The sequence below is a fragment of the Acetatifactor muris genome (assembly GCF_024623325.1).
GTDB lineage: Bacteria > Bacillota > Clostridia > Lachnospirales > Lachnospiraceae > Acetatifactor > Acetatifactor muris.
The window spans coordinates 78,774-102,378 of the sequence record NZ_JANJZD010000016.1; the positions used below are offsets into that span (position 1 = coordinate 78,774).

Sequence of the window (23,605 nt, forward strand, 5' to 3'; positions counted from 1 at the left end):
CCGCATCTTGCTTTTTAAATTCGGTCAAATCACTTAGTACTTATATCGGATACTCTTCCAAAATAGTTTAGACCATACTCAAAATTTTATTTTGTTTTTGTTCCAGCCGGGTTAACCTGTCTTCATGCCGCCCCACCTGCTGTTCCAGTTGGTCCATACGCCTGATCAACAGACCTACTGCATCACTCTCCAGCTTACAGGCATTTACCTCATGATGAAGCACTTCCACTTCCATTTCCAGCCTTTCCAAATACCCATCCATTTTTTCTTCCACTCGCCCGATTTCTTCCAGAATGGCATTGAACATTTTTCTCATTTCTTCATTCATACGATACCTCCATTGCCCTTCCCCACTTCAGAATACCACACTTCTTTTCTGAAATCCACTGAAATCTGCTGAGCAAAAGAAAGACGCCGCATTAACAATTTTACAATCATTAATACGGCGTCTGAATACTGCTTATTTTTCCTGTACTATTTCTTATCGTCCATAAACTGCGGCATTATTACAGAAGATTTGTTCATGGTCTTATAGTAATTGATAGCAGCTTTGGAAGTTTTCCGATTCATGTGCAGCTTTTTCCTTTCCTTCACGAAAAAGGCTTCCACCTGCTTTTTATTCCGGGCTTCCTGAGCCTGTATGGCCACGCTGGTATCAGTCACTTCTGTGACAAGTCCCTGCAGCGTCTTGATTTGCTTCGCGTACTGTTCACGGTTGCCCTTCAGTTCTTCCGCCACATTGGCATAAAGCTTCTCAAAGCCATTATCCAACGCAGTCAGCTGCTCAATCAGCCTGCCTTTTTCTTCCACATATTCGTCAAACCGTTCCAAATCTACATTATCAGCCTGGAAAATCTCCTGCTGGCGCAGATTGTATTTCTGGATTTCGTCCATCACCTGCAGCTTTCGCCGAAGGCTTTCCTCCAAAAGAGTCAGATAATTTCCCGTCATGTACCCTGCTCCTTACTTATCCTCATGACTTCCTTCCAGGTATCCCGCATGGTACGCATATGTCCGTTTACCTCTTCCAGAATTTCCTTTTCCTTCTTAATGTTCGCCTCGATCAGTCTCTGGCTCAGATAAGAGTAGACTCTCTCAAAGTCTTCTGCCACGGGATACTTCATATCCAGCGTCTGCCGAAGATAATCAATAATATGCTCCGTCTTCTGAATATTGAGATGCGCCTTTTCCACATCCTTTTTTTCTATTGCAACTATGGCGATATTGCAGAATTTGATAGCGCCTTCGTACAGCATCAACGTGAGCTCTGCAGGAGACGCCGTCATAATTTTACTATTGTTATATTGCCCATATGCTCTGGGGAATGCCATAATACACCCTGCCTTTCCTCAGCCTCTGACCAAGCCGGGCGTCTGCACTGCAATATCCATCAACCGCCCAGCAATGACGTCACTGCGCTGGCATTGCTCTGCATTTTTGCCAGTGCCGTTTCCATGGCTGCAAATTTAGCATACCACTTATCTTCGTAATCTGCAAGTTTCTTTTCCAATTCTTTGATTTTTACCGTATAGTCGTCATACTCTTCCTGCATCTTCTTGTCGTCATATACGCTATACATAGAACTGTATTCATCGCCTTCCATGACCTTGCCCACTTCGTCAAAAACTTTGTTGGCCAGTCCTGTGAAGAACTTCACGACCGTATCAGGGTCGTTGGCAATCATGGTTTTCAGCTTATCCGCATTTCCAGACGTTTCCGCATCATCACTGTCACCGTCGATATGATATGCATTCTTCTCATTCTCCGGAGCAGTAAAATAATTCAGCGTGCCGATGCCGAAACTTGACAGGTACATTTTCTTGCCGTCTACCTCCACGGGCTCCATCATAAGCGTCTTCAGAGTGCTTGAAATCGTCCCCAGGCTGCTGTCCTTCCGAAGAATGGATTCCTTGATTTTGTTCTCCCATTCTTCAATAGCACTGTCGGACATGGCCTCCTTCTCCTCGTCTGTCAGAGGCTCATAGCCCTTGGCAGAATCGGCATTGTACAGCTTATCCATCTGATTGATCATAGTATTGTATTCCTTGAAGAAATTCTTGATCATATCATAGATGCCGTCGGTGTCGTCCTGGGTGGTAATGGTGACTTCCTCTCCCGGTGCCGTCGTGGAATTAACGGTCAGTGTCAGGCCGTTGATGTTGAAGCTGTTGGAAGTAGAGGTATACGTTGCTCCGTTCAGTTCTATCTCGGCATCCGCGGCGGCTGTCTTCTTTGTCTCAGCAAAACGCCGCATATCCTTCACCACATCAACAGCATCCTCCACCCATGCATCCAGTTTTGTATTCAAATCACCAGAAATACTCGCCTTGTTATCGTTCGCGTAAATTTGAACATCTCTGACGATTGTAAGAATATCACTGTCATCAATATCATCAACCGTCCATTGGGGTGAAATTGAAGCCTGATCCGCTAAGAAATCATATACTGACACCTCATGTGAATTTCCCGAACTATCTTTCACTTCCAACTTCTTATTTTTCAGGTCAGCTTCTAAACCAGAGTCTGAATCAGCAAGCTCTTTTAACGACTTGAACAGCTTCTCTTTCTTCGAAGCAATACTGTTCTCCGCTCCAGTACCATAGCTCAGCCCCAGCTTCTCCAGGGCTGCCCGTCCGCTGGAATCACCTGCTGTGATCTCGAATTCATTCGCAGCGCCGCTGCCTTTGGAGGTCACGTAAATTCTTTCGTTCGCCGCGTCAAAATTGGCGTTCAGCCCTGCACTCTTTAAGGCACTCACAAAGCTGCCCACCGTAGTGCTGCCGTCTACCTTGATCGGCGTAAGTCCGTCAGCCGACTGGACATTTATCGTGCCTGTGCTGCCGCTCAGATCAAATCCCAGCTCACTGAGCTTCGTATCTGCCGTAACCTTATCGCTTATAATTTCCCCGTTCTCATCGCGCTTCTCCGCTCCGGGGATCAGCTCCATCTTGCCGCCGGTCAGATATCCGGACCTGGCCAGCTGATTTACTTTCAGGCTCTGCACGCCGTTCATGGCGCTTTCACCGGTGATGACCGATACGATGCTGCTGTTGGATACCTTGGTGGTCTTCTTAACAAAGGATCCCTCATAGCGCATATTACTCAATGTTTTCAAATAGAAGTTCTTAATCTGCGTATTCAAAGGCTTCCACGCATCCTGCTTATACTTCAGTGTTTTCTGGGCCTTTACTGCTTTTGTTACTTTTGTCTTCTTGGCTTCGACCAGCTGGGATATGATACTTTCCGTATCCATGCCGGACATCAAGCCGCTTAATCTCATGGGCATAATTCATCCATCCTTTCTGCGCTTTTATACATGGCGGCGCCTGCAAAACAGGCATACAGGTGTTCTTGCCTGTGCCCCCTTACGCGCCCGGAGAAACTTTCCGCTTTGACAATCGTCATCTTCTCTCATCAATCAGGATGCCTGCCATCTCCCAGACCCTTGCAATCATATCCAGCGTCTTCTCCGGCGGCAGCTCCTTAATTACTTCCTTGGTGTTCTTATCCACAATCTTGATTGTGACACGATTGGTGTCCTCATGAATCCCGAACACTGCCTCGGAATTGGCCATCCTTTTATTCAGCGTCTCAACCGCCTTGCGAACCTTCTCATGATACGCCTGCTGGTCCTTACCCTGGTCACCATTGTCAGTCTGACCTTTTTCCTGAGAGTTCTCCACTACACTCGTTGTCTTGTCTACATACTCTACAGCCTGGGCGCTGCCTGTACTGTTCTCCGGCTTCTCCGCCTGCGCGGGAGCCTGTGGCTTCTGCACTACATTTCCCTGTGCCTGAAAAGTCATTACACTTGAAATCGGTTCAATTGCCACTGTTTCCACCTCCTTGTATCTTTTACTGCGCAATTCCTTTGCGTCTAATTTTTTTATCGGAAGCTTTCCCGAAAAAATTAACAGGAAAGCCCGAAAATCTGGTTACATTACAACCCCCGTTGGTGTCATCTCAGCAGATTCCTCAGTGCTTCCATTCCGTCTGCATTCACGGCGTCCTTATTGGCCTCCTGAATCTGGAGATAGACTTCCTTGCGGTATATGGGCACATCCTTCGGCGCGGTAATCCCGATTTTCACCTGATCCCCCTTTACTTCCAGTATGGTAACTTCCACATTGTTGCTGATAATAATTGCCTCGTTCTTTTTTCTTGACAGTGCCAGCATCCTACACACCTGCCTTTCCTGCCTGCAAAATGTCATAAACAGGGAACTTAACAGGATAATTCCCGTTATCCACTATAATCTGACAGGCTTTGTGTTCCTCTATGTTGATGACAAAAGGCCCCTGCAGGTTTACGCTCATCTGTGTCAGGTCTCCGGGAATGGACACAGTCACCAGTACCAGCAGATTATCCGGTGTAATCTTTCCCGCACCGGCCAGAAGTTCATCATCCACTTCCGGGTCATAATCCGGCTTTACCACCAGCGGATTCATCACCGGCATCGCAAATCCGGGCTCATCCAGCGACTGCAGGAACCGGATTCCGGCTTCGTTCCCTCTCTCCTCGTCATGAAGCAGCGCAAAACGCTTCAGCTCCGGAAAGCCGATGATACCGTCCTGAAAAATCAGTATTTTGTCTTCCGAAATCTCAATTTCTCCGAAAAGCTTTGTATTAATTTTCATAGCGCTCCTCTCAGCTTTCTTCCCTGTAAAATATTCGTAACAGTTCAGCACTCTGTCTGAACTGTTACTCTGTTACATCCGGGTCAGATAAAATTCAGCAGTGTAGTCTGCATTACTTTTCCTGCCGCCATCAGGGCTGAATCATAGGTCAGATCAGCAGCACTGAGTTCAATGGCCACCTCGGTAATGTCTACATCTTCGTTCTCACTCTTCAGAGTCTCATAAGTGGTCTTCTGATTCTGGGTCCGGTTCTTGACCAGTTCCACTTTACTGCTTCTGGAGCCGCAGTTGGTCACGCAGATATTGGCGTCATCCAGATATTTCTGAAAAGCGGTAAGTCCTCCTTCAAACAGCTTCTGTTCCTTTTCTTTTGCATAAGTCAGAGCCTTCTCCACGGCATCCAGCTGTTTTTGAATCTGATCCAGCGCCGCCTTATCACTCTCCTGGGTGTTCTGTTTGATATTCTCCAGGTCTGCCTTGATCCCTTCCAGATCCAGCACATCCTGCATTGCATTCACAATGTCATCCACTTCCCGGCCCACACCATGCTTAAAGCACTCGTCCGCAGTGGAATTGATCCTCACCGTCTGGTTATATCCCACATCATACTCGATTACCTGACGCTCCGCATCCGGAGTCAGATAAGTATCATTGTAAATGATGGAATCTCCTGAGCCGTCCTCCTTCTCAGCCTCGCAGTAGAAATAATGCTCAGGCCGCAGATCTCCCTTCTTCCAGGTATCCTTCTCATAAGTCACCCGAATCTCTCCTTCGTTCAGGGAAGCGGTAGACTCACTGTCCTTGGTAGCCATCAGCTCCGCATATTTGTTCTCTCCCAGCAGCAGTTCTCCTGTCTCAGGAACATAGACGACAGCATCCGGATTGGCCGCTGCATAGGCGTAAGGATTGGGATTGGTCTCATAGGAGTGCATCATCGTAATATCCCCGCCGTTCTCCACAAGGCCGCCCCACTTCTGATCCATGAAAGTGGTACTTCCCGGAGAGGTAAATTCGATAACCGGGGACCCCAGTGCCGCAAATGCATCCTGATTGGCCTTCCAGTCAGCCGTCGGCGTTACCTGAGCCCCAATTGCAGCGATATCATTGTTAATCTCGGCAGAGGGAGGCGTGATTCCTACCTGCATCACACTGCCATCAGGTAAAGTTTCATTGGCAGTTCGCAGTTCGTCATTAATCTCTTTGAAATGATCCTTCAGATTTTCTGACGGATTATCCTGCCAGTTTGTCAGTCGATCTATCACTTCCTGATCTGTGCCCGCCGGTAAATTGGCAATCACCGCATTAACTGCAGTATCTATCGCTGTCTTTTCAGCAGCGCTCAGATTATTCAGGTCTACATTTCCCACCTGATAGTTCAATCCTGCATTCTGGTTAATCGCCGACGCATTTTTCTCAATCATCGCGTTCTGCGCCTTTTTCAGATCATCAAAAGTCCCATAATCCGAACAGTCATTATATGCCAGCCTGATACGGTGAACATCCACGGAAGAGATTTTATCTTCATCCACGTTCACACCCATATAATTGGTGGAATTGATATCCAGCAGATTCCCCACATCCACTTTCGATACGGAATCAATCGCATTTTTATCCAGCTGTTCGGTAATGGTATAATTCTGATTCTTCGGCGCCAGAAAGCTCAGCGGCGTGTCCGTGCGGTAGCCGGTAAATACATATCTGCCCGCATAGTCGGCATCCCCTGTGGAATAAACCGCCTCCCCCAGCCCCTGCAGTTCCTCCAGGATAATCTTCCGATCCTTGGTCTCCAGATAACTGTTTGCACCCTTGTCACATCTGGCAATCATGGTAGTGACAATCTGGGCCAGATTGGATATGGCGTCTTCCGTAACCTTCAGCCAGCTCTGGGCATCCGGGATATTCTTGCTGTAATATTGAGTAATCTCTGTCACATTGCTGCGCAGCCGCAGAGCCCTGATAGCCACAACCGGGTCATCGGAAGGGCGGTTAATCTTCTTCTGGGTAGACATCTGGGTACTCAATTTGTCCTGATAAATCTTGTTGGTATTGATATTGGACAGATTATTGCGCTGCATGATTCTGTTTGTTATTCTCATGGGAAACTCCTCTTCTTTCACATATCTCAATGCTGCAGGACTATAAGCCAGGCCAGTCCCCGGGCCAATGCCCCGGTTCTTACAGTTCCGCTTATACTCCGGTCTGCAGAATCAGTCTGTCATAAATCTCCGTCAGCGTCTGAATCATCTTGGAGGCCAGATTATATCCGTTCTGGAATCTCACCAGATTCACTGCCTCTTCGTCCTCGTCCACACCGGAAATGGAGATTCTCTGCATGTCAATGCTGTATGCGACATCCTTATAACTGCTGTAAAAAGTCTCTGCCCTGTCTGTATTCAGAGCGATATCCCCCAGGATACACTGCAGGAATTCCGACGCGGAGCTTCCTCTGAAGCTCAGGGTTCCCTTATTTGTGGCCATATCCTTCAAATCCTGGATCAGGTCGTTCTGCTCCACACCGTCCCCCGGTTTCTTTTTCGTGGCCAGACGGTTGGGGTCGTCTTCTATAGTGGAAGAAATGTTAAAGTTCTTTGCCGTCATCAGGTAATAATTCTCGTTACCCTCAACATTTTTCCCCACTTCGACGCTTATGGAGAAGTTAGCTTTCACTTTCGCTTCCGCTGCGGCTCTCAATGCCGGCTCCTGTTTCAGCATTTCTGCCTCGGCATCTTCATCTGACGCGCCGGCATTCGCCGGATCATTCAGCCAATCCTGCTTCGCCTGGGCCCTGTCATCCTGAAACTGCTTTTCTATGGCCTCTTCCAACTGCTTTTCAAACTGGTCATACCGGTATTCCTTGCCAAATACATACTGTCCTTCCTGAGACATGATGTCTGCCGCAAAAAGGTCGATGCCGGGAATATCTCCGCTGTAGCCGCTTCCCAGAATGTCATTGAATTTCTGGGAAAAGGTCCTGACCCACTCATTCATCTGCGCCATATAATAGGGAATCCCCTGATAGCTGATGCTGGTACCCACCGTGGCTGTCTTGCCTATTCTGTCCGAGCTGAGACCTGATTTGTTCAGTTCGCCGTCAGACAGGGTAAAGGTGTAGGAGTATACCGGTTCCCCATTGGCATCCAGGCTGACGTTATAAGTCCAGGAATCGTAGTAAAATTCCTTATTGCCCAGACTGATCACCCCTCCGCTGTCGGAAAGGTTGCATTTGTTCAAATCAGTCAGATAATGCTTTCCCACCTCTACCGTAACGGTATCATGGGTGACCTTTGTGGTCGTTCCATCCGGATTCTTTTTGTCCACGACAGTAGTGCCTGTACCTGTAATCGTTCCGCTGAAACTCTCTCCGTTATTGCCGTCGCGCAGGTCCACAAGACCTTTCAGCGAGCCGCCCATACCGCCGTTATGGAGATTGAATTTCGAGCCGTTCACCCAGTAGACATCATACAGACCGTCAATATCCGTCTGGTTTACCTTTTCATCCTTGGTTCTGGCCACACACTCCAGCCCATTATAATCGCTTCCATCCACCAGAACCTGCCCGCCGGCAATCTTCACAATAAAACGACTTCCGCCGGTCTCCCGGCCGGGATTGTTGGTATCCTGGATGGCCGTCTCTTTTACTTCCACATCCACATACTCGGACAGCCGGTCCAGGAGAAGCGTTCTCCTGTCTCTCAGCTCATTGGCCTTCATGCTGCCTGTCATTTCGATGGTATTGATCTGTTTATTCAACGTGGCAATCTCACTGGCAATGGAATTGATGTCATCCACTGTCACCTTGATCTCCTCGTTTACATCCTTCTGCAGCTTTTCCAGATTCCCCGCCAAGCCGTTAAAATATTCTGTCAGAGACTCCGCATATCCCACAAACTGCTGCTTGAAATTCAAATCATTGGGATTCTTCATCAGCTCCTGCAGACCTGTGATCATCAGCTGATCAAAAACGGTTTTAAAGCCTGCGTTTTTGCCGTTATCGTCAAAATAAGCCTCTATCTGCTTCATATAGTACTGCTTCTGACCGTATTCGCCCACCTTCTGATTATTGTTCCAATATCTGAAATCATAGAACTCATCCCGAATCCGCTCAATGGCCAGCGTCTCCACACCGGCTCCGGCACAGCCATAGGTCTGGAACACCCTCAGCGCGTTAGCCGCCTGCTGGGTAACCTCCTGTCTGCTGTAACCCTGTGTCTGCACATTGGCAATATTGTTGGAAGTAGTATTCAGGGAAGCATTGCTGGCAAGCACCCCTGTATAAGCTATATTCAATCCGAAAAACTGTGATGGCATTTTTATTCTCCTTTATACACCCAGCGTACTGAGAAGATGCTCCAACATCTCGTCAATTACATTGATATAACGGCTGGACGCGTTGTACGCATTCTGGAATTTAATCATATTCGATAATTCTTCGTCGGAAGAAACTCCCGACACCTGCTCCCTGGCGCTCTGGATGGACTCCATTGAATTTTCCTGATTAAAGTAAATGCTTTCAAACGCATAACCGGAGTTGGCCACCTGAGACACCAGGTCTTTATAATAATTCACAAAATTTGTAGGCGTGCTTACATTGGGATTCAGCGTATATTCTTCGGCCATAAACGCATCTTTCAAAGCATTCGCCGTCGCTTTATCCTCAGAGCCGTCCGGCAGCCGGAAACCCAGCATGGAAGGCTTCTGCTTCAATTCCGGATCCACCTGAAGATTCTCTATGCTGTAGAGAGAGCTGGGATCCCCGGCATCCTCCTCATTGTAAATCCAGTACTCTATCTCCTCTGTCTGTCCTGTGGGATTCCCCTGATCATCCAATACATTCACAGTTCCCGTCACCTTGCGGTATCCCTCGGTGGAGACTTTGGCAAACATCTGAAGGGGGCTGCCGTCATCCTTGCGCATATACCCGCCCACATTGCTCTCGCAGTATTTATCTCCCGCCTTTACCAGAATACTGCCGTCCGCAGCCAGAATATCCTTCTCTGCTGTCTTCACTCCCGCCGCCCCGGCCAGGATCTCATTGACCTTCGTGGCCACATTGTGAATCAGCTGGTCAAATTCAGCCTGTATGTTCATGATAATGGACTGTGACACATCATCATATTTGCCTTCTGCAAGATCCGTATAATTGGCCCTGTGATCTCCTCTGGCGTGGAGTATGGCCTTCAATCCGCCTATATCCGTATTCAAATCCGTGGAAATCATGAGACTCAGGTCAAACACATCGTCCCTGAGCGGATTCCCCTTGGAGTCAAGTTTAAAATTGCCGTTCTCATCAAAGGAAGAATTCTGCGGCCAGTACGGTGTATAGAATCCGGTCCGTTCATCCACATCCAGCCCCATTTCATAGCACATGGGCCCCTTCACGAAATCCATTCCCTCAATCTGCACCCACACATTGCCCTGGGGATCTTCGTCATAATTGATATTCGCCATCTGAGCCAGTTCATCCAGAATATTATCCCGGGCGTCCCTCAGGTCGTTGGCGCTTTCAATTCCGCCTGCCTCAATGGAACGAATCGACTCATTCAATGCGAGTATCTGCTTTCCGTATTCATTGATTTTATCTACCTGCTTCTTAACCTGCAGATTCAGATTATCCTGATAGGCACAGAAACCTTCATATACAGCGCCCGCTCTCTGCACAAATTCCGCGGCTCTCTGTACCAGCAGCCCCTGTGTAACAGAACTGGCCGGATCTCTCGCCACTTCCTGAACAGCTGTCCACAGATCTTCCAGTGTGTTCTGGAATGCCTCGCCGTTCAGTTCGCCCAGCTGACTTTCCACCTCGTCCGTAACCTGCATGGACACCTGATAAAACATACTGCGCCCGGATTCCCGGCGGTATGTCTTATCAAGAAAATAATCCCTTATATGTTTTACTCTGGAATAATTGACGCCCAGTCCCGTCTGCTTGTTGCTGACGGATTTCACGTCTACGGAAAGTTTCAGATAACTTCTGGAGGACTGCTGTACCTGCTGTCTGACATAGCCGACATTGTCCATATTAGAAAGATTATGCGCTGTGGTATTCAGCGCATTCTGACCGGTCTGTAATCCTGAAGATCCAATATATAAACCACCCATTAATGACATAACAATCACCTCAATATTCTACAAGGATACAGTGCCTTTCGGCTACTGCTTTGCATCAAAACTCCCGTTGGTCACGCCCATCTGTGTGCCGGAATTGTAAGCATTCCTGGTGTAATTAGCCGTCTCCGGCGCCGCCTTGGCCGCCTGCAGGAGATTCATCTCAAATTCCACCATTTCCACTGCACTTTCCAGCAGTTCTTTGTTCTGTTCGTTAATCCGGCGCAATTCTCCAACCGCAGTCTTAAGCTTCTGATGTGCTTCCGCCAGCTTCGCCTGTTCTTCGGGTCTCGCTGACATCATTTCCACCAGATTGGAGAGCTTCAAACTTTCAACATCCCTGTTTAATACGTTGGCGATATCCACAGTCACTTCAACCCGCTTTTTCTCCAGCCGGTTGAGCCTGTCAACCACTTCCTGTTCATCATCCGTGATTTTCTGTAATTCTTCCAGATTCGCACTGGCGATAATCTGTGTCTTCTGCCTGGACAAGGTCAGAAGTCCCTCATATTCCATGCATTCCTGACCAAGTACCTGAATCAGGTTCTCCATTAAACTAGCCACAGGACTTCTTACCTCATTTCCTCATACTTCTGCAGAAGCTTCGCTGCAAAAGAAGCATTGTCCACACTGTATGTGCCGTTCTGAATCTGTGCCTTGATAGGCGCTGTCAGCTCTTCTCTGATATCAGGAGCTGCGGCAAGCGCTGCCTGCGCCGTCCCGATTTCCTTCCCCAGACTGCTGAACTGCAGCTGGTCCGTATGGGATACACTGCCGGTCTGCCTGGTCTTATTCACCTTGCCGGCCTGATATATCTGATGAACCTGATTATATGCCTCAATACGCATATCGGATTCCTCCCTTCCCAATCCTTATGGAATCACGCCGAACCGCACTTTTACATTCACGATACCGGTCTGTGAATAATAAGCATTTATTTCATCATTCTCTCAATCTATTAATGTTATCGGCACCGGGTTCAAATACTTTAGTCCTTCCGCAACTCTTTTTTTCCGTGCAGTATCCGGCCACATCACATTTCGGCACAAAATAATGCTCTGTCAGATATTTCCATTCTTCCGAATATTCGCTGAGTGCCCGGCAGATATCCTGCATCAGCCCCCGGTATTCCCAGTATGCCCTGGTACACAGTCTCTGATGAGACATTTCGATTAAATTCCGCACATTCCTTTTGTCCACAATTTTAGTCGACATGCCCAGCGGCAGAAGCATGGCGGCGTCCTCTCTGGGAATTCCGCAGCTGCTCTCCAGTCTCTCACAGGCTGCGGCAATCGTCTCCATAGTCTCTCTGTAAATCCGCTCTGCCTCCGGGTTCCCTGCCACGGAAGGCGGTGTGATATACGAAAAGTCTTTGTAATTGATATAACGGGTGCTGGCCTGCAGTCTCGTGGGCGCGCCTCCGATATGGGTATACCACTCCCGAATGACCCGGGCTGAATAACCCTCCAGAATCATTTCCACATTGACATACTCCATGACCCGATGATGGCCGGATTTGATGCAGTCAAGTCCTCTCTTATAATTCCTCTCCGCGTTCCGGATGTCGGCCCCCCAGCATACACCGGCACGCTCGCCCATCAGGGTGATGGGATTTTTTGTAGTTTCACTTAAAATTGTAATCATAGGTTTCTCCTTATTATAGTTCCTATAGTTCCGCAGTCATGTGCTCAGACACACCCATGCCTCACTATTCTTCCATCACACTTTCCAGCGAGAAATTTCGTTCACAGGTATAGCATCTGTAAAAAAAGCCTCTGTTTCCCGTACTTTTGCAGATTCTCAGTCTGTCTCCGCAAATTCCGCATCTGTGTTCTCTGCCTGCAAAGAGTCTCCCATATGCCGCTTCCCTATCGTATGCCCAGATTCGTTGGTCCCTGTCTATGTCGGAAAAAGGAGTCCGGTTTCGCAATCCGTACATATAATACAGCGCCATGCCGGACTTTATCCCGGGCATATGCATGATTCTGGGATTTCGGAAAAAGTCTTCCTTTAAAATATATCCCGGAAGATAAATGTGTTCCTTGGCATAGTCGAAATAAAATCTGGTATAAAGATTGCTGGCATGCTCATACTCGTCAATCATCAGCAGCCTTAAGAATCTCTCATTTCCCTGGGGAAAGCCTTCCTCGTAGGTTCTGACATATTCCGTATAGTCATAGAAATTCTTCACCTCTGCACTGGTACGCAGATAATGAGGGTATACGAAAAAGTCCCATCTCTCCAGATTATGTACAATCTGCCCGCAGGCCTCTCTGGTTCTGCGGACCGCATTGTCCACGCCCTCATAGTCCCGGTTTTTCAGAGAGGAAGATTTAATCTCCAGCGTAAAAATCCCCTTATCTTCCAGCTTTTTTCTCAGGTCGGGCGATATGGTCCCCACCTCGCTGCCTTCGGCAATCTCCCTGTTAATGGCATGGATGCTCTCCCTCTCAACTTCCCTTCTGGTATCTCTGCCAATCAGCAGCCCGTCAAAAGGGGCATGCTTCTGAAATCCGTCACTCCGGAAATCGTCATAGGACAGATACCTGTGCCCTGTATGTTCCGCGATATACCGCTCGAATACCAGCTCGGCCTTTTTCCCCTGGATGGTGTCCCGCCTTTTTTCTTCTTCCCGCCGCCCTGCCTGCCAGGTATTCCTGGTATTATGCACAATCAGATCGATCAGGTCCATATCTATTTCTTCGTCCCCGGGAATCCGGCTTATGATTGCTCCGTCTATCTCCAAAAATTTCATCTTAATCTCCTATCCTGATTCCGCAGCAGGCCCTCCGGCACACCTGCATGACAGAAAACTTTCATCCACAGAGGTGATATGTCCGAAAATTCTTCCAAGCGTTTTTTCCTCATTCCACTCAGCTGAATCCACAGACGGAGATTCCATCCAGTGCCGTCCTGGGGAAGACCACCAGCAAAGTTCCTTTTCTCACAGACACAGAAGCTTCCTCCCCTGTAAATTCATTGCTGACCCCCAAAGCCCAGGTATCGGTCAGAACGGCATCCGTAAGCTCATATTTCAATCCCCTCAGGAACACACCCTCCGCCTTCCCTGAATGGGCAAATACCGACAGATAGCCTGCCGCGCTTTTGGGGAACCGCATTTCCGCGTTTTTGATGGCTGTAATCTCACACTCCCTGTCAGACAGGAACCCCTGTCTGCCGCCTTCGGCCAGTTCCGCAAGGAGTTGCAGATTGGCAATGGTATGGTCTATCCGACCGCCGGTTCCGCAGTAGATTCGAAAGATTTCGTATCCTTTTCCGATACCCTCCTGCACGGCCGCTCTCATATCTGTATCGTCTTTTTCCGGCGGCAGCTTAATCACATTATCGTGATCCGGAACATATTGCAGGGTGTCAAAGTCACCGATGACCAGATCTGCGGGAATGTTCTCCTGCGTCAGATATTGATATCCGCCGTCTACCGCAATGATATAGTCCCCCTCATCCGGTATGAAATCCAGGCCGTAATTCTCTCCGGCCCCAACTATATAACAAATTGGTTTGTTCATAATTGCTCCATTATCCATATTCCAAAATACCAGCACCTCATTTACTCCGTACTTCTGCGTCTATTGCTTTAACTACTTTCCCAATATCCTCTATAAAATTATGTACAATTTCTTTTGTAATCATTTTAAATTGTGCATCCGTATGAGCCCTGTCTGTTTGATGTGCTATGATATTTCTTCTGGCAAACAATTCGTTCAGACGTCTTTTCAGCCTATTTCTTGTTTTTTCAGTTTCGCCCTTCTGATAAAATGCCCTGTCTGCAACAGTACTTAATTCAACACCCAGCAGTTTCAATTGCTCCTTTACTGAATCATAAGATACCATTGTAATAGTTTGATAATATTCATTAAAGTATTCGAGTAACCAATCTGTCTCCTCTCCTGACTTCACAGCCACTTCTATCATTTCCATACTGATCTGAAGATTCTTATATTTTTCCGTTTTCTCCCAATTTTCATCATATATCTCACAGAGTCCATATTTCGTTAATTCATGCATATAAAAGTCAAGCGCGCTTGCCAGGAAAACAATCTGAGCCCTCCAGATATTTTCTCCTTCCGGCGTTCGTCCTGCCACAACCAGTTCATCTGCCACTGCGAACTGCTTCTTAATTATTTCCATCGTTTCTGTGAAATGCTGCATAATCTGGTCAAGTTCAAACCGAACAACTTTTGTATGAAATTTATCTCTTGTCCCTTCCACTCTCGACATTAAATCAAGATTTCTTTTATTCATACAACGGCCTCCTATTCCAGCTCCCCAACTACCTCTCCGCTTTCTTCCAGCGTCTGAAAAAAGCTCTGATTCAGCATGGGTATCGCACCGTATTTTCCAGACATGTACCCTTTTCCCAGATTTTCTGTCTTACGCACATTTCTGATTTCAACAAGCGAATATAAATCTGTTGCCCGCTCGGAATTCAACTGGGTAAACCAGATCTGATCTCTCCGAAACAAATCCGTATCCAGTAATCCGGTGTCATGTGTCGAGAAAATCAGCTGTGCGAATTTATCCTTTTCATAATTTTGGAATAGCTGTATAATCTGATAAATTACCGACTCATGTAGACTTGATTCCAGTTCATCGCAGATCAGGATTCTGCCATGATGTAAAATATCAATTATAGGGCAAACCATCTGAAACAGCCGTTTTATTCCCGCTGATTCTTCTGTCAAATCAACTTCAAATTGATCATATATCACCTTTGCTTCTATCCCGACACCTTCCTGAGCGCCAAGTAGACTTTTTATTACATCCGGAATCTGCCGTTCCTGGGGCAAATCCGCAAGTTTCATTTTCTCAAGCTTTACTTTTACATCTTTTATTCCTGTTCCCAATGCCTGCAGTATGTCAACAAATACTTTTCTGAGTCCGTGATTTTTCTGCATCAGTTCCACAGAATATTCCGTCCAGTTATTTATTTCCGGATTATATACAACCATATCCCTGCTAAAAAACATAAATGCTTCTTCAATCTCTTTTACATTACTGTAATTCGCAGCACAGGATAAAAACAATCTGTTTTCCTTTAATATGCCGAGGCTTACATCCAATGCAGTCCTATATCGGTCCCCTGGCTTCACCTCCATGCCCCTTCGCTCAAAAATCTTAACCTGACGTCCTTTGGGAAAGTAATATAAATATTCATCCTGTATCATTTTCTTTTTTATCGAAAATCCATATGCATACCGGATATCATTTTTTTCAAATTGAATATAGTATTCGCCCGGCTCTTCATCAGAAGATAGTTTATGTGATGCCTGAGGTATATCCTGTCCTGGCTGATAATGAATACTGTTGCTGACCAGACTGCACACAAATGCCAACGCGTTGATAAAGTTACTCTTTCCGGAACCATTCGCTCCATATATAACTGCAGAACGCAACACTCTGAAATTTCCAAATTCTTTTAAGAGACCTTCAGATGTGGTATCGCTTCCCGCAATCATGGAAAACCTCACTTCTTCCTTAATTGATCTGTGATTTGAACATCTGAACTCTAACAGCATACCGCCACCTCTTTCCATTTAGATATCATTATATTATGCCGTCCTTCACGTTCTGTCAAACAAATTTGCACATTCTCTGCAATTTCCAATATCTAATCTCTTTATTCTCCCTTTATATGTTGAATGCATTTTTGCTCTCCCCGAAATAGAATTCATATCCCATCAAACCGCTTAACAAACACCTCGCATCCATCCGTCATTCCCGAATAAACAAACCCACTCTTCAACGCAATTCTCCTGGTGATCTCCTGCTGTGGAGAGCATTCGATTACGGCATATGCGGCGCTGCCGGCCGCCATGTCCAGAAGCATCCCCGTCAGTTCCCCGGCATAACCCTTGTGCCATTCCTCCGGCTTCAGCAGCCATCCAATCTCAATGCCGTCCTGATTGTAGGAATGATAAATCACATAGCCTATGAAACGGGACTCCGCAGAAACTGTACAGGCATTATTTTGAAGCCCTTCCTTTTTATCGACAGCATAAATAAGGGGTGGCTCCGACAGTCCGGCCTCCCGCAGAAATTTCTCCGTATGGGCATGGGAATACGGCGGTTCAATATACCGCATAACCTCCGGGTTCGAAATCAGGCTGTACAGTTCATCAAGATCAGACAGTTTCATACGACGCACCGTCAGCCTGTCAGAAGAACATAATGTCATATTTTCTCCCATCACAAAATCACTCTCTGCTTTCCCGCCTAAATTATATGTTTTTCAGGAAGGAAAGTAAAGAGTGCCGTCCCGATATACCCGTTCCACATGAATCTGCTCGTCAAAGCACACCAGATCCGCTTTCTTCCCGGGCTCCAGCACGCCGATTTCCGTCTCTCCCAGGGCTCTGGCCGGATTGCGGGTCATCATATTCACGGCCTGCCACAGGGGAACGCCCGCTTCGTCGCGCATCACGCGAATCAGACGGTCTGTGGTGGCCACGCTTCCCGCAAAGGAAATACCGTCCGGCATCCTGGCAATCTGACCGTCGGACCAGACGGTCTGCCCTTCCTTCAGGCTTCCCAGCTTATAGTGTCCCGCCGGAAGTCCTGCCGCCCGCATAGCGTCCGTCACAAGGATGATGCGGTCCATCCCCTTCGTCTTCACAATCAGCTTCAACAGGGAAGCCGGCAGGTGCATCCCGTCCCCTATGACCTCCACGTCCAGCTCGTCCATCAGCATTGCGGCCTCCAGAACGCCGGGTCTGCGCATTCCGTTTTCCCGTATGATGGTAGACATGCCGGAGTACAGATGGGTAGCCATAGTATAGCCGTCCCGCACCGCCTGCTCCACATCCTCCAGCCGTGCGTCGCTGTGTCCCACGGACAGCAGTATACCTGCCTCCCTGGCTGCCCGGGCCACATCTCCCGCACCCTCCAGCTCAGGGGCCATGGTCAGAATCCGAAGAGCTCCCGCCCCCTTTTCCAGCAGCCAGTCCGTCAGCCCTTTCTCCGGCAATTTAATATAATCCGCATTCTGAGCGCCCTTCATGCTCTCCGCAATATAGGGTCCCTCCATATGCAGTCCCAGAAGCCGGGGCCGGGAAGGCCTCTGCTCACTTTCCATCTCCCGGTAAAGGGAGAATACATTTTCCATCTCTTCCACGGAAGCCGTCAGTGTCGTGGGACACAGAGAAGTCGTGCCATGCTGCAGATGAGTAGAGAGAGCCTGCTGCCAGCTGCCTCTCTCCGCGTCCATGAAGTCTCCGCCTCCGCCTCCGTGCACATGGATATCGACAAAGCCGGGAGCCAGATAGCTTCCCTGCAGATCCACTGTTTCATCCGGCGCTTCCCAGACAGCTTCCGGCCCTATCCCGCGGATTCTGTCCCCGGCCACCAACAGGGTTCCCCCTTCCAGGATTCTGTCCTGCAGGATTATTTTTCCGTTTACAAATAAGGTTTGTTTCATTTTCCTGTCTCCTGTCTTTTCTGTACTGTCACTGTTCAACACACTTTCTCTGTCATATTATTATCGGTGCTTTGCCCCGTTCTGTCCACTGTTTTCTCTCACACTTCTATGCTTTTTCAAGCTTCCTCAGAAGCACCCTGCCGAACCAGACTCCGAACCCCAGCGACAGAACGCACTGCACCAGCAGAATACGCTGGGCAGGTGCAATATGTATATTGCGGAAAACCCAGTCCTCCGGCCACAGCTTCAGCAGAAGCGTACTCAGCCCCTGCCCGCACAGGGAGCCCGCGCTGACCAGCATCAGATACCAGGACAGATAGGCGGTTCTGTCCTCCTTCGGCGTGAACAGATAGGCCATATTATTGAAATACAGAGTTCCCCCTGCAAAAATTGCCTGATATACCAGCATAGTCACCGGAAGCAGCCACAGATAAGTATTTTTTGTAATCAGCATATGTAAAAAAGGATACAGCGCAAACATCAGAAAAACCTTCTGAAAAGCCTGAAGCCAGGAAGTCCGAAGAAGCAGACGGTGCCAGAAAGGCATGACAATCGCCGTCGTCACAATGTTCATGGCCTGCAGAATGCTGATAAACACATAGCTGGCCTGCACTTCTTTCAGCAGATAGGTATTGGCGGAATACAGGGTCATGGTGGAAACCATCATCCAGGCAAAAACGGGAATCATGGTGAGACAGAATTTCCGGTTGCCGAAAGGCAGGGTCAGAAGCCTGATTCCTTTCACGCTGCTCTTCGGGTACTCCGGTTCTTTTGGCAAAAGCAGCAGTACCAGCTCTGCCAATGCCATCCCGAAAGCCGCCAGCCGGATAACCCCCATCCAGTACATCTGTCTGCCGGAAGCTTTGGCCGCGTCGGCCAGCATACTGGCCCCGAAGGTAGCCGCCGCCGTAAAGACGCTGTTCACAATCCCGGATATAGCAAAAAATCTCCCCCGGATCTCCTCCGGGAGAAATCCAATATGCCATGCGGGAAAGCCGCTTGCCACCAGAATGTTGCAGCCGTTTCCCAGAAGAAGCGCCGCAGCCATCCACCACAGAAGACTGCTTTGCGGCACCCACCCCGGCAGCAGCGTCACACACAGGATCACCAGGCCATGATAGAACAGCCTGGCCGTCCCCAACACAGCCTTCCGCTTCCGGAATCTTTCCAGCAAAAGGGGAGAAAGCGGGTACAGAACGCCTGCCGCAAGAGGCAGGCTGGTCACCAGACCGATCTGCACCTGATCCATTCCCGCGTTCAGCAGAAAGCCTGTGAGAAATACCCCCGTGGTAAAAGCTGTATAAATCGCCTTCAGGCACTCGGAGCCCAATATGTACAGTCTGGCTCTTCCATCCGCCCTGCCCAGGGCAAACAAACCGTCATTTCTCATAAATGTTCTCTATCCGCATTCCGCGAACCCTTCCTCCCTTTATTCCTTCGCTGATAACTTCTGCATTCCTGCAATCCGGTTTCACTTCAGGCTCTGTAGAAATTCTTCCAGCACAATCATTTTCCCGCCGGCCAGCCTGGATGCTTCCGCCGCCAGCGCCATATAATGGCTTTCAAGAGACTGGCGAAGAGAAGTCAGCGTCCCCGTTCCCCGGCTTCTGGCCTCAAACATATCATGGAGCATACGGTAATCGCCTCCGCCGTGACCGGAAATGGTCTCCTGCACATCCATCCGGAAGGTTTCCTCCTCACCGCCGAACCTGTGGAGCACCAGGGTCTCTTCCTCCAGGTTCCCGCTGATGTCCCCCTTCGTGCCCATGATATGAATGGTCCTGTGGTTGTTCCGGTTCAGACCGCACATATGAAAGCTCACGGTAATCCCGTTTTCCATCTCCATAGTGACAGACTGATTGTCTACCACATCATTGTCACAGCGGAACACGCATCTGCCGTAAGGACTGGTACGCAGCGTCTCCAGCAGCCCCTCCCTGTCAGGGCAGGCCGTAACCGCCTTCTGCATCCATCCCGCGCCGTTGGTATCATATCCGGTAACCTGGTCTGTCACATAGATTTTCTCCGCATCATAGGGACATTCCGCCTTTACAGGACATCCGTCCATGCAATAAAAGGGCGCACCCTCCGGCGCATTTTCTTCCCGAAAATACGCCAGACTTCCCATGGAGGACAACCGTCTGCACCTGCTGTCCGTGAGCCAGACCAGGATATCCATATCGTGACAGCATTTTGCCAGAATCATGGGACTTGTCTCTCCGCCTTTTCTCCAGTTGCCCCGCACATAGCTGTGAGCCTGGTGCCAGTATCCCACATTTTCACTGGCCTGTATGGACACAATCTGTCCCACGGCTCCCTCTTCCAGCAGCTTTTTCAGCCTCTGATAAAAAGGCGCATACCGCAGCACATGACAGACAGTCACACTCCGCCCCAGACGTTCCGCCTTCTCCAGAAGCTGCCTGCATTCTTTCCCGTCGGCAGACACCGGCTTCTCCAGCAGAAGGTCATAGCCTTTCTCCAGCGCAAGGCAGGCATGAAGTACATGTTCCTGGTCCTGGGTACAGATAAAAGCCATATCTGCCATTTTAGGCTGCGCAAACATTTCCTCCACAGTGGAAAAGCAGTGTTCTTCCGAAAGGCCGTATTCCTGCTTCATCTCCTGAAGGCGCTCCGGAATTCTGTCCGCCGCCGCCACAAGCTTCATCTGCTCCGGGAACTTTTTCGAGTAGGGCGCATAAGTCAGCCTTCCCCGGCCGCCTGCACCGGCAATTACCACAGTCGTCACTCCCATGCTTCCTTCCTCTCTTTCCATCTGTCAAAGGATACCAGTTCCTCTATGGTCACAGGTCTGTGTTCTCTGATACTCTTATTGGCGGCAATCCCGATGAGAATGGACATTGAGCCGTCTTTGGAACCGGCAAACTGCCCCAGCGGGTCTGCAAGGTCCCCTCTGAACAGCATTCGCAGTAATCTCTCGTCTCCGCCGCCGTGACTTCCCGTCTCCTTCTTCAGGTCATAGGTCATGGTGCCTCCCTTTCTGTCAAAAAGTTTAATATGGAAGCAATCGTCACAGGCCTGGGTTCCCGTGTCAAATTCGCAGGCCTCCATCCTCCCTTTCGTGCCGCTTATGGAGATCTTCCATCCCTCATAGGGAGCATGGGCCACCAGAGAATAAGACATCAGGGCCCCCTGACGGTATTTTACAGCCAGAGACATAGTGTCATAGATGTCAATCTCTTCCGCAAAAACGCAGCGGTCTCTGTAATATCCGTCCTCCGATTCGCAGTCATAATACATCGCCTTCACCCAGGGTACCTGACTGTCCTGATACACATACTCGCACTCTCCCGCATGAGGACAGGTGCAGCATCTCTCACTCCGCTTTTCCCCTGCGGCGCCATAGAACCGCAGCGCTCCGTTGGCGAAGACTTCCGCCGGCTCCTGGCCGATCAGCCAGTTCACAATATCAAAATGATGGGTGGATTTATGTACCAGCAGTCCTCCGCAGTTCTCCAGCTTTCTGTGCCATCTGCGGAAATAATCGGCTCCGTGAACCGTGTCCAGCATCCACTCAAAATGTACGTTCAGAACTTCTCCCACCACTCCCTGGGCCAGCAGTTCCTTCATCCTGGTAAACAGCGGCATGTAGCGGCAGTTAAATGTCACAGTGATCCGCCTTCCATTGCGCTCTTCCGCGTCCAGAATGGCATTGCAGCTGTCTGCGTCCATGGTCATGGGTTTCTCACAGATCACGTCCACCCCCAGGTCCAGCGCCTTCACCACATACTGGCTGTGAAAACGGTCCACTGTAGTGACGATGGCACAGTCCGGTCTGACCTCCTCCATCATTTTATCAAAGTCCGTATACACAGGCACCTCATAGGGAATCAGGCTCTCCACATACTCTGCCCGCTTCCGGTTCACATCCATGATTCCGGCCAGGTGCGCCACATCGTTATATCTCTCCGCTATGGCAGAGGCATACATCCAGTATCCTCTTCCACCGGAACCCACTAATACATATTCTTTCATCTCTGTTCCTCCTGATTTAAGTCGCTGCGCGACGGCACTAAAGGGTAAAGTCGCTGCGGCGCACACCTCAGGAGAGAAACTTTCATTCGACAGAACTCTCATGAAAGTTCCTCTCGTGCGCCTTTGTGACTTTACCAGTTGAATTTAAATTCCTGCGCGACGGCACAAATTGCCGCAGGCGGCAATTAGGTAAAGTCGCTGCCTGCCCTGTATCCAAGCGCCTCCGCAAAAAAAGCTTCCGCCCGTCCGCCGCCGAAGGCATGGCTTCCCTCATGGATGTCCGTCCAGAGTCTGTCCGGTACACCCGCGGCTTCGTAGATCTCTTTTACATGGAGGTATCCCTTCCACATATCCTGAAAATAAAAGCAGGTATCCGCCGTCCCCATTTCCAGCATCAGATATCTGGGTGCAATGAGACCGCCCACGTCATCTGTATCCATCCATTTCAGAATCTCCGGCAGAATCTGGGAACCGCAGAAATTCCCTCTGTGCACGCCGAAGGAAGCAAAGGGATTGATATAGGCAATCACGTCTGCCGCCCGGATTCTGGGTTCCACCGCTGCTGTAAAAGCCGTTATCGTGCCGCCCTGGCTCATTCCCATCATACCGATGCATTCCGGGTTCACCTCCGGCCGGGTACACAGATAATCCACGCAGCATTTCATGTCCCATATATTCAGCATCAGAGGGTACAGGCCCATAATTCCGCCCTTCAGGAAATTTACGTTGCAGGTGTCTCTGCCCAGATAATCGTCTCCATCCCGTCTCTCTCCAAAGCCTCTCAAATCCGGCATCAGCGTCAGGTATCCCTTTCTCGCCATCTGCGCGCCGTAATCATAATTCATCAGATCAATGTCCGCCTGATGCTCCGGCGTGGACACCAGTCCTGCCACCGGGTCCTTTCCGAAGCTGCCGTGACCATGGACGCAGAGAATGGCCGGCTGTGAACGGTCTTTCTTAAAATGCTTCGGAATCAGCACCTGACACGGCACCGACATATACTCTTCCGTATCAAAAACCACCCTCTCCCGGATAAAGTCCTTCTCCTCCACCGAGTACTCCACTTCCGCCTCCAGCGGAACCTTCTCCGGGAACTTTCCCATCAGCTCCAGAAGCTTTTCCAGCGTTTCCTTCCGCCAGTCCTGAAAATCCATGCCACAGTGCCCGAACCGAAGCTTCGGCTCAAGCTCCGCCGCCTTTCTGTCCCAATAAGCCTGCATGGAAAACTGTCTCCTGCTCATCTCCGCCGCCTTTCTCTGTCTTAACTCTGCTTTTCTGAATCTGTCCTATCCGCTGAAACTTTCCATTGCGAACTACAACAAACCTTCCGGTCACCCTGGCATATTCCAATTGCCAGCCCGACAAATTTCCTTTTGCCCGATAGCTATCTGTCCTTGTGCCAGCCCGACAGAATCCGCCCCACCCCAAACAGCCA

General features: G+C 49.1%; 23 protein-coding genes. All 23 read right to left on the bottom strand.

Annotated elements, in window-relative coordinates; genetic code table 11:
- Positions 1-67 precede the first annotated feature (67 nt).
- The 23 genes from NSB25_RS15870 to NSB25_RS15980 all read right to left on the bottom strand — a co-directional run bounded on the left by NSB25_RS15870 (position 68) and on the right by NSB25_RS15980 (position 23,411).
- Positions 68-328 (bottom strand): hypothetical protein, encoded by a 261-nt coding sequence (locus tag NSB25_RS15870; RefSeq protein WP_103237656.1) that lies wholly within the window; start codon positions 326-328, stop codon positions 68-70.
- A gap of 146 nt (positions 329-474) precedes the next feature.
- Positions 475-951: a flagellin biosynthesis protein FlgN gene (locus NSB25_RS15875; protein WP_103237657.1), complete on the bottom strand. Its 477-nt coding sequence runs from the start codon at positions 949-951 to the stop codon at positions 475-477.
- On the bottom strand, positions 948-1,331 hold the full coding sequence (fliS, locus tag NSB25_RS15880; RefSeq protein ID WP_103237658.1) for a flagellar export chaperone FliS: 384 nt from the start codon (positions 1,329-1,331) through the stop codon (positions 948-950). Before fliS ends, NSB25_RS15875 begins: the two co-directional genes overlap by 4 nt.
- Before the next feature lie 59 nt (positions 1,332-1,390).
- Positions 1,391-3,286 carry a flagellar filament capping protein FliD gene (fliD, locus tag NSB25_RS15885; RefSeq protein WP_103237659.1) on the bottom strand — a complete coding sequence of 632 codons (1,896 nt, stop codon included), beginning with the start codon at positions 3,284-3,286 and terminating at the stop codon, positions 1,391-1,393.
- 115 nt (positions 3,287-3,401) lie between these two features.
- Positions 3,402-3,833 carry a flagellar protein FlaG gene (locus NSB25_RS15890; protein WP_242982242.1) on the bottom strand — a complete coding sequence of 144 codons (432 nt, stop codon included), beginning with the start codon at positions 3,831-3,833 and terminating at the stop codon, positions 3,402-3,404.
- A 125-nt stretch (positions 3,834-3,958) separates the two neighbouring features.
- On the bottom strand, positions 3,959-4,177 hold the full coding sequence (gene csrA / locus NSB25_RS15895) for a carbon storage regulator CsrA (protein ID WP_103237660.1): 219 nt from the start codon (positions 4,175-4,177) through the stop codon (positions 3,959-3,961).
- A 1-nt stretch (position 4,178) separates the two neighbouring features.
- Entirely contained in the window at positions 4,179-4,637 is a 459-nt protein-coding gene (fliW, locus tag NSB25_RS15900; protein ID WP_103237661.1) for a flagellar assembly protein FliW, read from the bottom strand.
- 83 nt (positions 4,638-4,720) lie between these two features.
- Complete coding sequence (locus NSB25_RS15905; protein ID WP_103237662.1) at positions 4,721-6,733, bottom strand: flagellin N-terminal helical domain-containing protein; 2,013 nt, start codon at positions 6,731-6,733, stop codon at positions 4,721-4,723.
- A gap of 91 nt (positions 6,734-6,824) precedes the next feature.
- Entirely contained in the window at positions 6,825-8,945 is a 2,121-nt protein-coding gene (gene flgK / locus NSB25_RS15910) for a flagellar hook-associated protein FlgK (RefSeq protein ID WP_103237663.1), read from the bottom strand.
- 12 nt (positions 8,946-8,957) lie between these two features.
- Positions 8,958-10,745 carry a flagellar hook-associated protein FlgK gene (gene flgK, locus NSB25_RS15915; protein WP_103237664.1) on the bottom strand — a complete coding sequence of 596 codons (1,788 nt, stop codon included), beginning with the start codon at positions 10,743-10,745 and terminating at the stop codon, positions 8,958-8,960.
- Between the two features lie 42 nt (positions 10,746-10,787).
- Positions 10,788-11,306 carry a flagellar protein FlgN gene (locus NSB25_RS15920; RefSeq protein ID WP_242982243.1) on the bottom strand — a complete coding sequence of 173 codons (519 nt, stop codon included), beginning with the start codon at positions 11,304-11,306 and terminating at the stop codon, positions 10,788-10,790.
- An 8-nt stretch (positions 11,307-11,314) separates the two neighbouring features.
- Positions 11,315-11,590 carry a flagellar biosynthesis anti-sigma factor FlgM gene (flgM, locus tag NSB25_RS15925; protein WP_103237666.1) on the bottom strand — a complete coding sequence of 92 codons (276 nt, stop codon included), beginning with the start codon at positions 11,588-11,590 and terminating at the stop codon, positions 11,315-11,317.
- Positions 11,591-11,684: 94 nt separating this feature from the next.
- Entirely contained in the window at positions 11,685-12,386 is a 702-nt protein-coding gene (locus NSB25_RS15930; protein WP_103237667.1) for an FAD-dependent thymidylate synthase, read from the bottom strand.
- Positions 12,387-12,450: 64 nt separating this feature from the next.
- Entirely contained in the window at positions 12,451-13,497 is a 1,047-nt protein-coding gene (locus tag NSB25_RS15935) for a hypothetical protein (protein WP_103237668.1), read from the bottom strand.
- Positions 13,498-13,615: 118 nt separating this feature from the next.
- Positions 13,616-14,269 carry a thiamine diphosphokinase gene (locus tag NSB25_RS15940; protein WP_103237730.1) on the bottom strand — a complete coding sequence of 218 codons (654 nt, stop codon included), beginning with the start codon at positions 14,267-14,269 and terminating at the stop codon, positions 13,616-13,618.
- A gap of 37 nt (positions 14,270-14,306) precedes the next feature.
- Positions 14,307-15,005 carry a HEPN domain-containing protein gene (locus NSB25_RS15945; protein WP_103237669.1) on the bottom strand — a complete coding sequence of 233 codons (699 nt, stop codon included), beginning with the start codon at positions 15,003-15,005 and terminating at the stop codon, positions 14,307-14,309.
- Positions 15,006-15,016: 11 nt separating this feature from the next.
- Positions 15,017-16,279, bottom strand: coding sequence for an AAA family ATPase (locus NSB25_RS15950; protein WP_103237731.1), 1,263 nt, complete (start codon positions 16,277-16,279; stop codon positions 15,017-15,019).
- Positions 16,280-16,431: 152 nt separating this feature from the next.
- Positions 16,432-16,938: a GNAT family N-acetyltransferase gene (locus NSB25_RS15955; RefSeq protein WP_103237732.1), complete on the bottom strand. Its 507-nt coding sequence runs from the start codon at positions 16,936-16,938 to the stop codon at positions 16,432-16,434.
- A 54-nt stretch (positions 16,939-16,992) separates the two neighbouring features.
- Entirely contained in the window at positions 16,993-18,177 is a 1,185-nt protein-coding gene (gene nagA, locus NSB25_RS15960) for an N-acetylglucosamine-6-phosphate deacetylase (protein WP_146039944.1), read from the bottom strand.
- Positions 18,178-18,283: 106 nt separating this feature from the next.
- A complete protein-coding gene (locus NSB25_RS15965) occupies positions 18,284-19,567 on the bottom strand; it encodes an MFS transporter (RefSeq protein ID WP_103237671.1) in 1,284 nt (427 codons plus the stop codon).
- A gap of 81 nt (positions 19,568-19,648) precedes the next feature.
- Positions 19,649-20,929 (bottom strand): Gfo/Idh/MocA family oxidoreductase, encoded by a 1,281-nt coding sequence (locus NSB25_RS15970; RefSeq protein ID WP_103237733.1) that lies wholly within the window; start codon positions 20,927-20,929, stop codon positions 19,649-19,651.
- Positions 20,920-22,170, bottom strand: coding sequence for a Gfo/Idh/MocA family protein (locus NSB25_RS15975; protein ID WP_172454913.1), 1,251 nt, complete (start codon positions 22,168-22,170; stop codon positions 20,920-20,922). The genes NSB25_RS15970 and NSB25_RS15975 overlap by 10 nt, the downstream gene beginning before the upstream one ends.
- Before the next feature lie 185 nt (positions 22,171-22,355).
- Positions 22,356-23,411, bottom strand: coding sequence for an alpha/beta hydrolase (locus tag NSB25_RS15980; protein WP_103237673.1), 1,056 nt, complete (start codon positions 23,409-23,411; stop codon positions 22,356-22,358).
- Between the last annotated feature and the right edge of the window lie 194 nt (positions 23,412-23,605).

Bases quoted from the DNA above. Each gene is read 5' to 3' on its own strand.
- NSB25_RS15870 (WP_103237656.1), bottom strand. From the start codon at position 328: ATGAATGAAGAAATGAGAAAAATGTTCAATGCCATTCTGGAAGAAATC.
- NSB25_RS15875 (WP_103237657.1), bottom strand. From the start codon at position 951: ATGACGGGAAATTATCTGACTCTTTTGGAGGAAAGCCTTCGGCGAAAG.
- fliS (WP_103237658.1), bottom strand. From the start codon at position 1,331: ATGGCATTCCCCAGAGCATATGGGCAATATAACAATAGTAAAATTATG.
- fliD (WP_103237659.1), bottom strand. From the start codon at position 3,286: ATGCCCATGAGATTAAGCGGCTTGATGTCCGGCATGGATACGGAAAGT.
- csrA (WP_103237660.1), bottom strand. From the start codon at position 4,177: ATGCTGGCACTGTCAAGAAAAAAGAACGAGGCAATTATTATCAGCAAC.
- fliW (WP_103237661.1), bottom strand. From the start codon at position 4,637: ATGAAAATTAATACAAAGCTTTTCGGAGAAATTGAGATTTCGGAAGAC.
- NSB25_RS15905 (WP_103237662.1), bottom strand. From the start codon at position 6,733: ATGAGAATAACAAACAGAATCATGCAGCGCAATAATCTGTCCAATATC.
- flgK (WP_103237663.1), bottom strand. From the start codon at position 8,945: ATGCCATCACAGTTTTTCGGATTGAATATAGCTTATACAGGGGTGCTT.
- flgK (WP_103237664.1), bottom strand. From the start codon at position 10,745: ATGTCATTAATGGGTGGTTTATATATTGGATCTTCAGGATTACAGACC.
- flgM (WP_103237666.1), bottom strand. From the start codon at position 11,590: ATGCGTATTGAGGCATATAATCAGGTTCATCAGATATATCAGGCCGGC.
- NSB25_RS15930 (WP_103237667.1), bottom strand. From the start codon at position 12,386: ATGATTACAATTTTAAGTGAAACTACAAAAAATCCCATCACCCTGATG.
- NSB25_RS15935 (WP_103237668.1), bottom strand. From the start codon at position 13,497: ATGAAATTTTTGGAGATAGACGGAGCAATCATAAGCCGGATTCCCGGG.
- NSB25_RS15940 (WP_103237730.1), bottom strand. From the start codon at position 14,269: ATGAACAAACCAATTTGTTATATAGTTGGGGCCGGAGAGAATTACGGC.
- NSB25_RS15945 (WP_103237669.1), bottom strand. From the start codon at position 15,005: ATGAATAAAAGAAATCTTGATTTAATGTCGAGAGTGGAAGGGACAAGA.
- NSB25_RS15950 (WP_103237731.1), bottom strand. From the start codon at position 16,279: ATGCTGTTAGAGTTCAGATGTTCAAATCACAGATCAATTAAGGAAGAA.
- NSB25_RS15955 (WP_103237732.1), bottom strand. From the start codon at position 16,938: ATGACATTATGTTCTTCTGACAGGCTGACGGTGCGTCGTATGAAACTG.
- nagA (WP_146039944.1), bottom strand. From the start codon at position 18,177: ATGAAACAAACCTTATTTGTAAACGGAAAAATAATCCTGCAGGACAGA.
- NSB25_RS15965 (WP_103237671.1), bottom strand. From the start codon at position 19,567: ATGAGAAATGACGGTTTGTTTGCCCTGGGCAGGGCGGATGGAAGAGCC.
- NSB25_RS15970 (WP_103237733.1), bottom strand. From the start codon at position 20,929: ATGGGAGTGACGACTGTGGTAATTGCCGGTGCAGGCGGCCGGGGAAGG.
- NSB25_RS15975 (WP_172454913.1), bottom strand. From the start codon at position 22,170: ATGAAAGAATATGTATTAGTGGGTTCCGGTGGAAGAGGATACTGGATG.
- NSB25_RS15980 (WP_103237673.1), bottom strand. From the start codon at position 23,411: ATGAGCAGGAGACAGTTTTCCATGCAGGCTTATTGGGACAGAAAGGCG.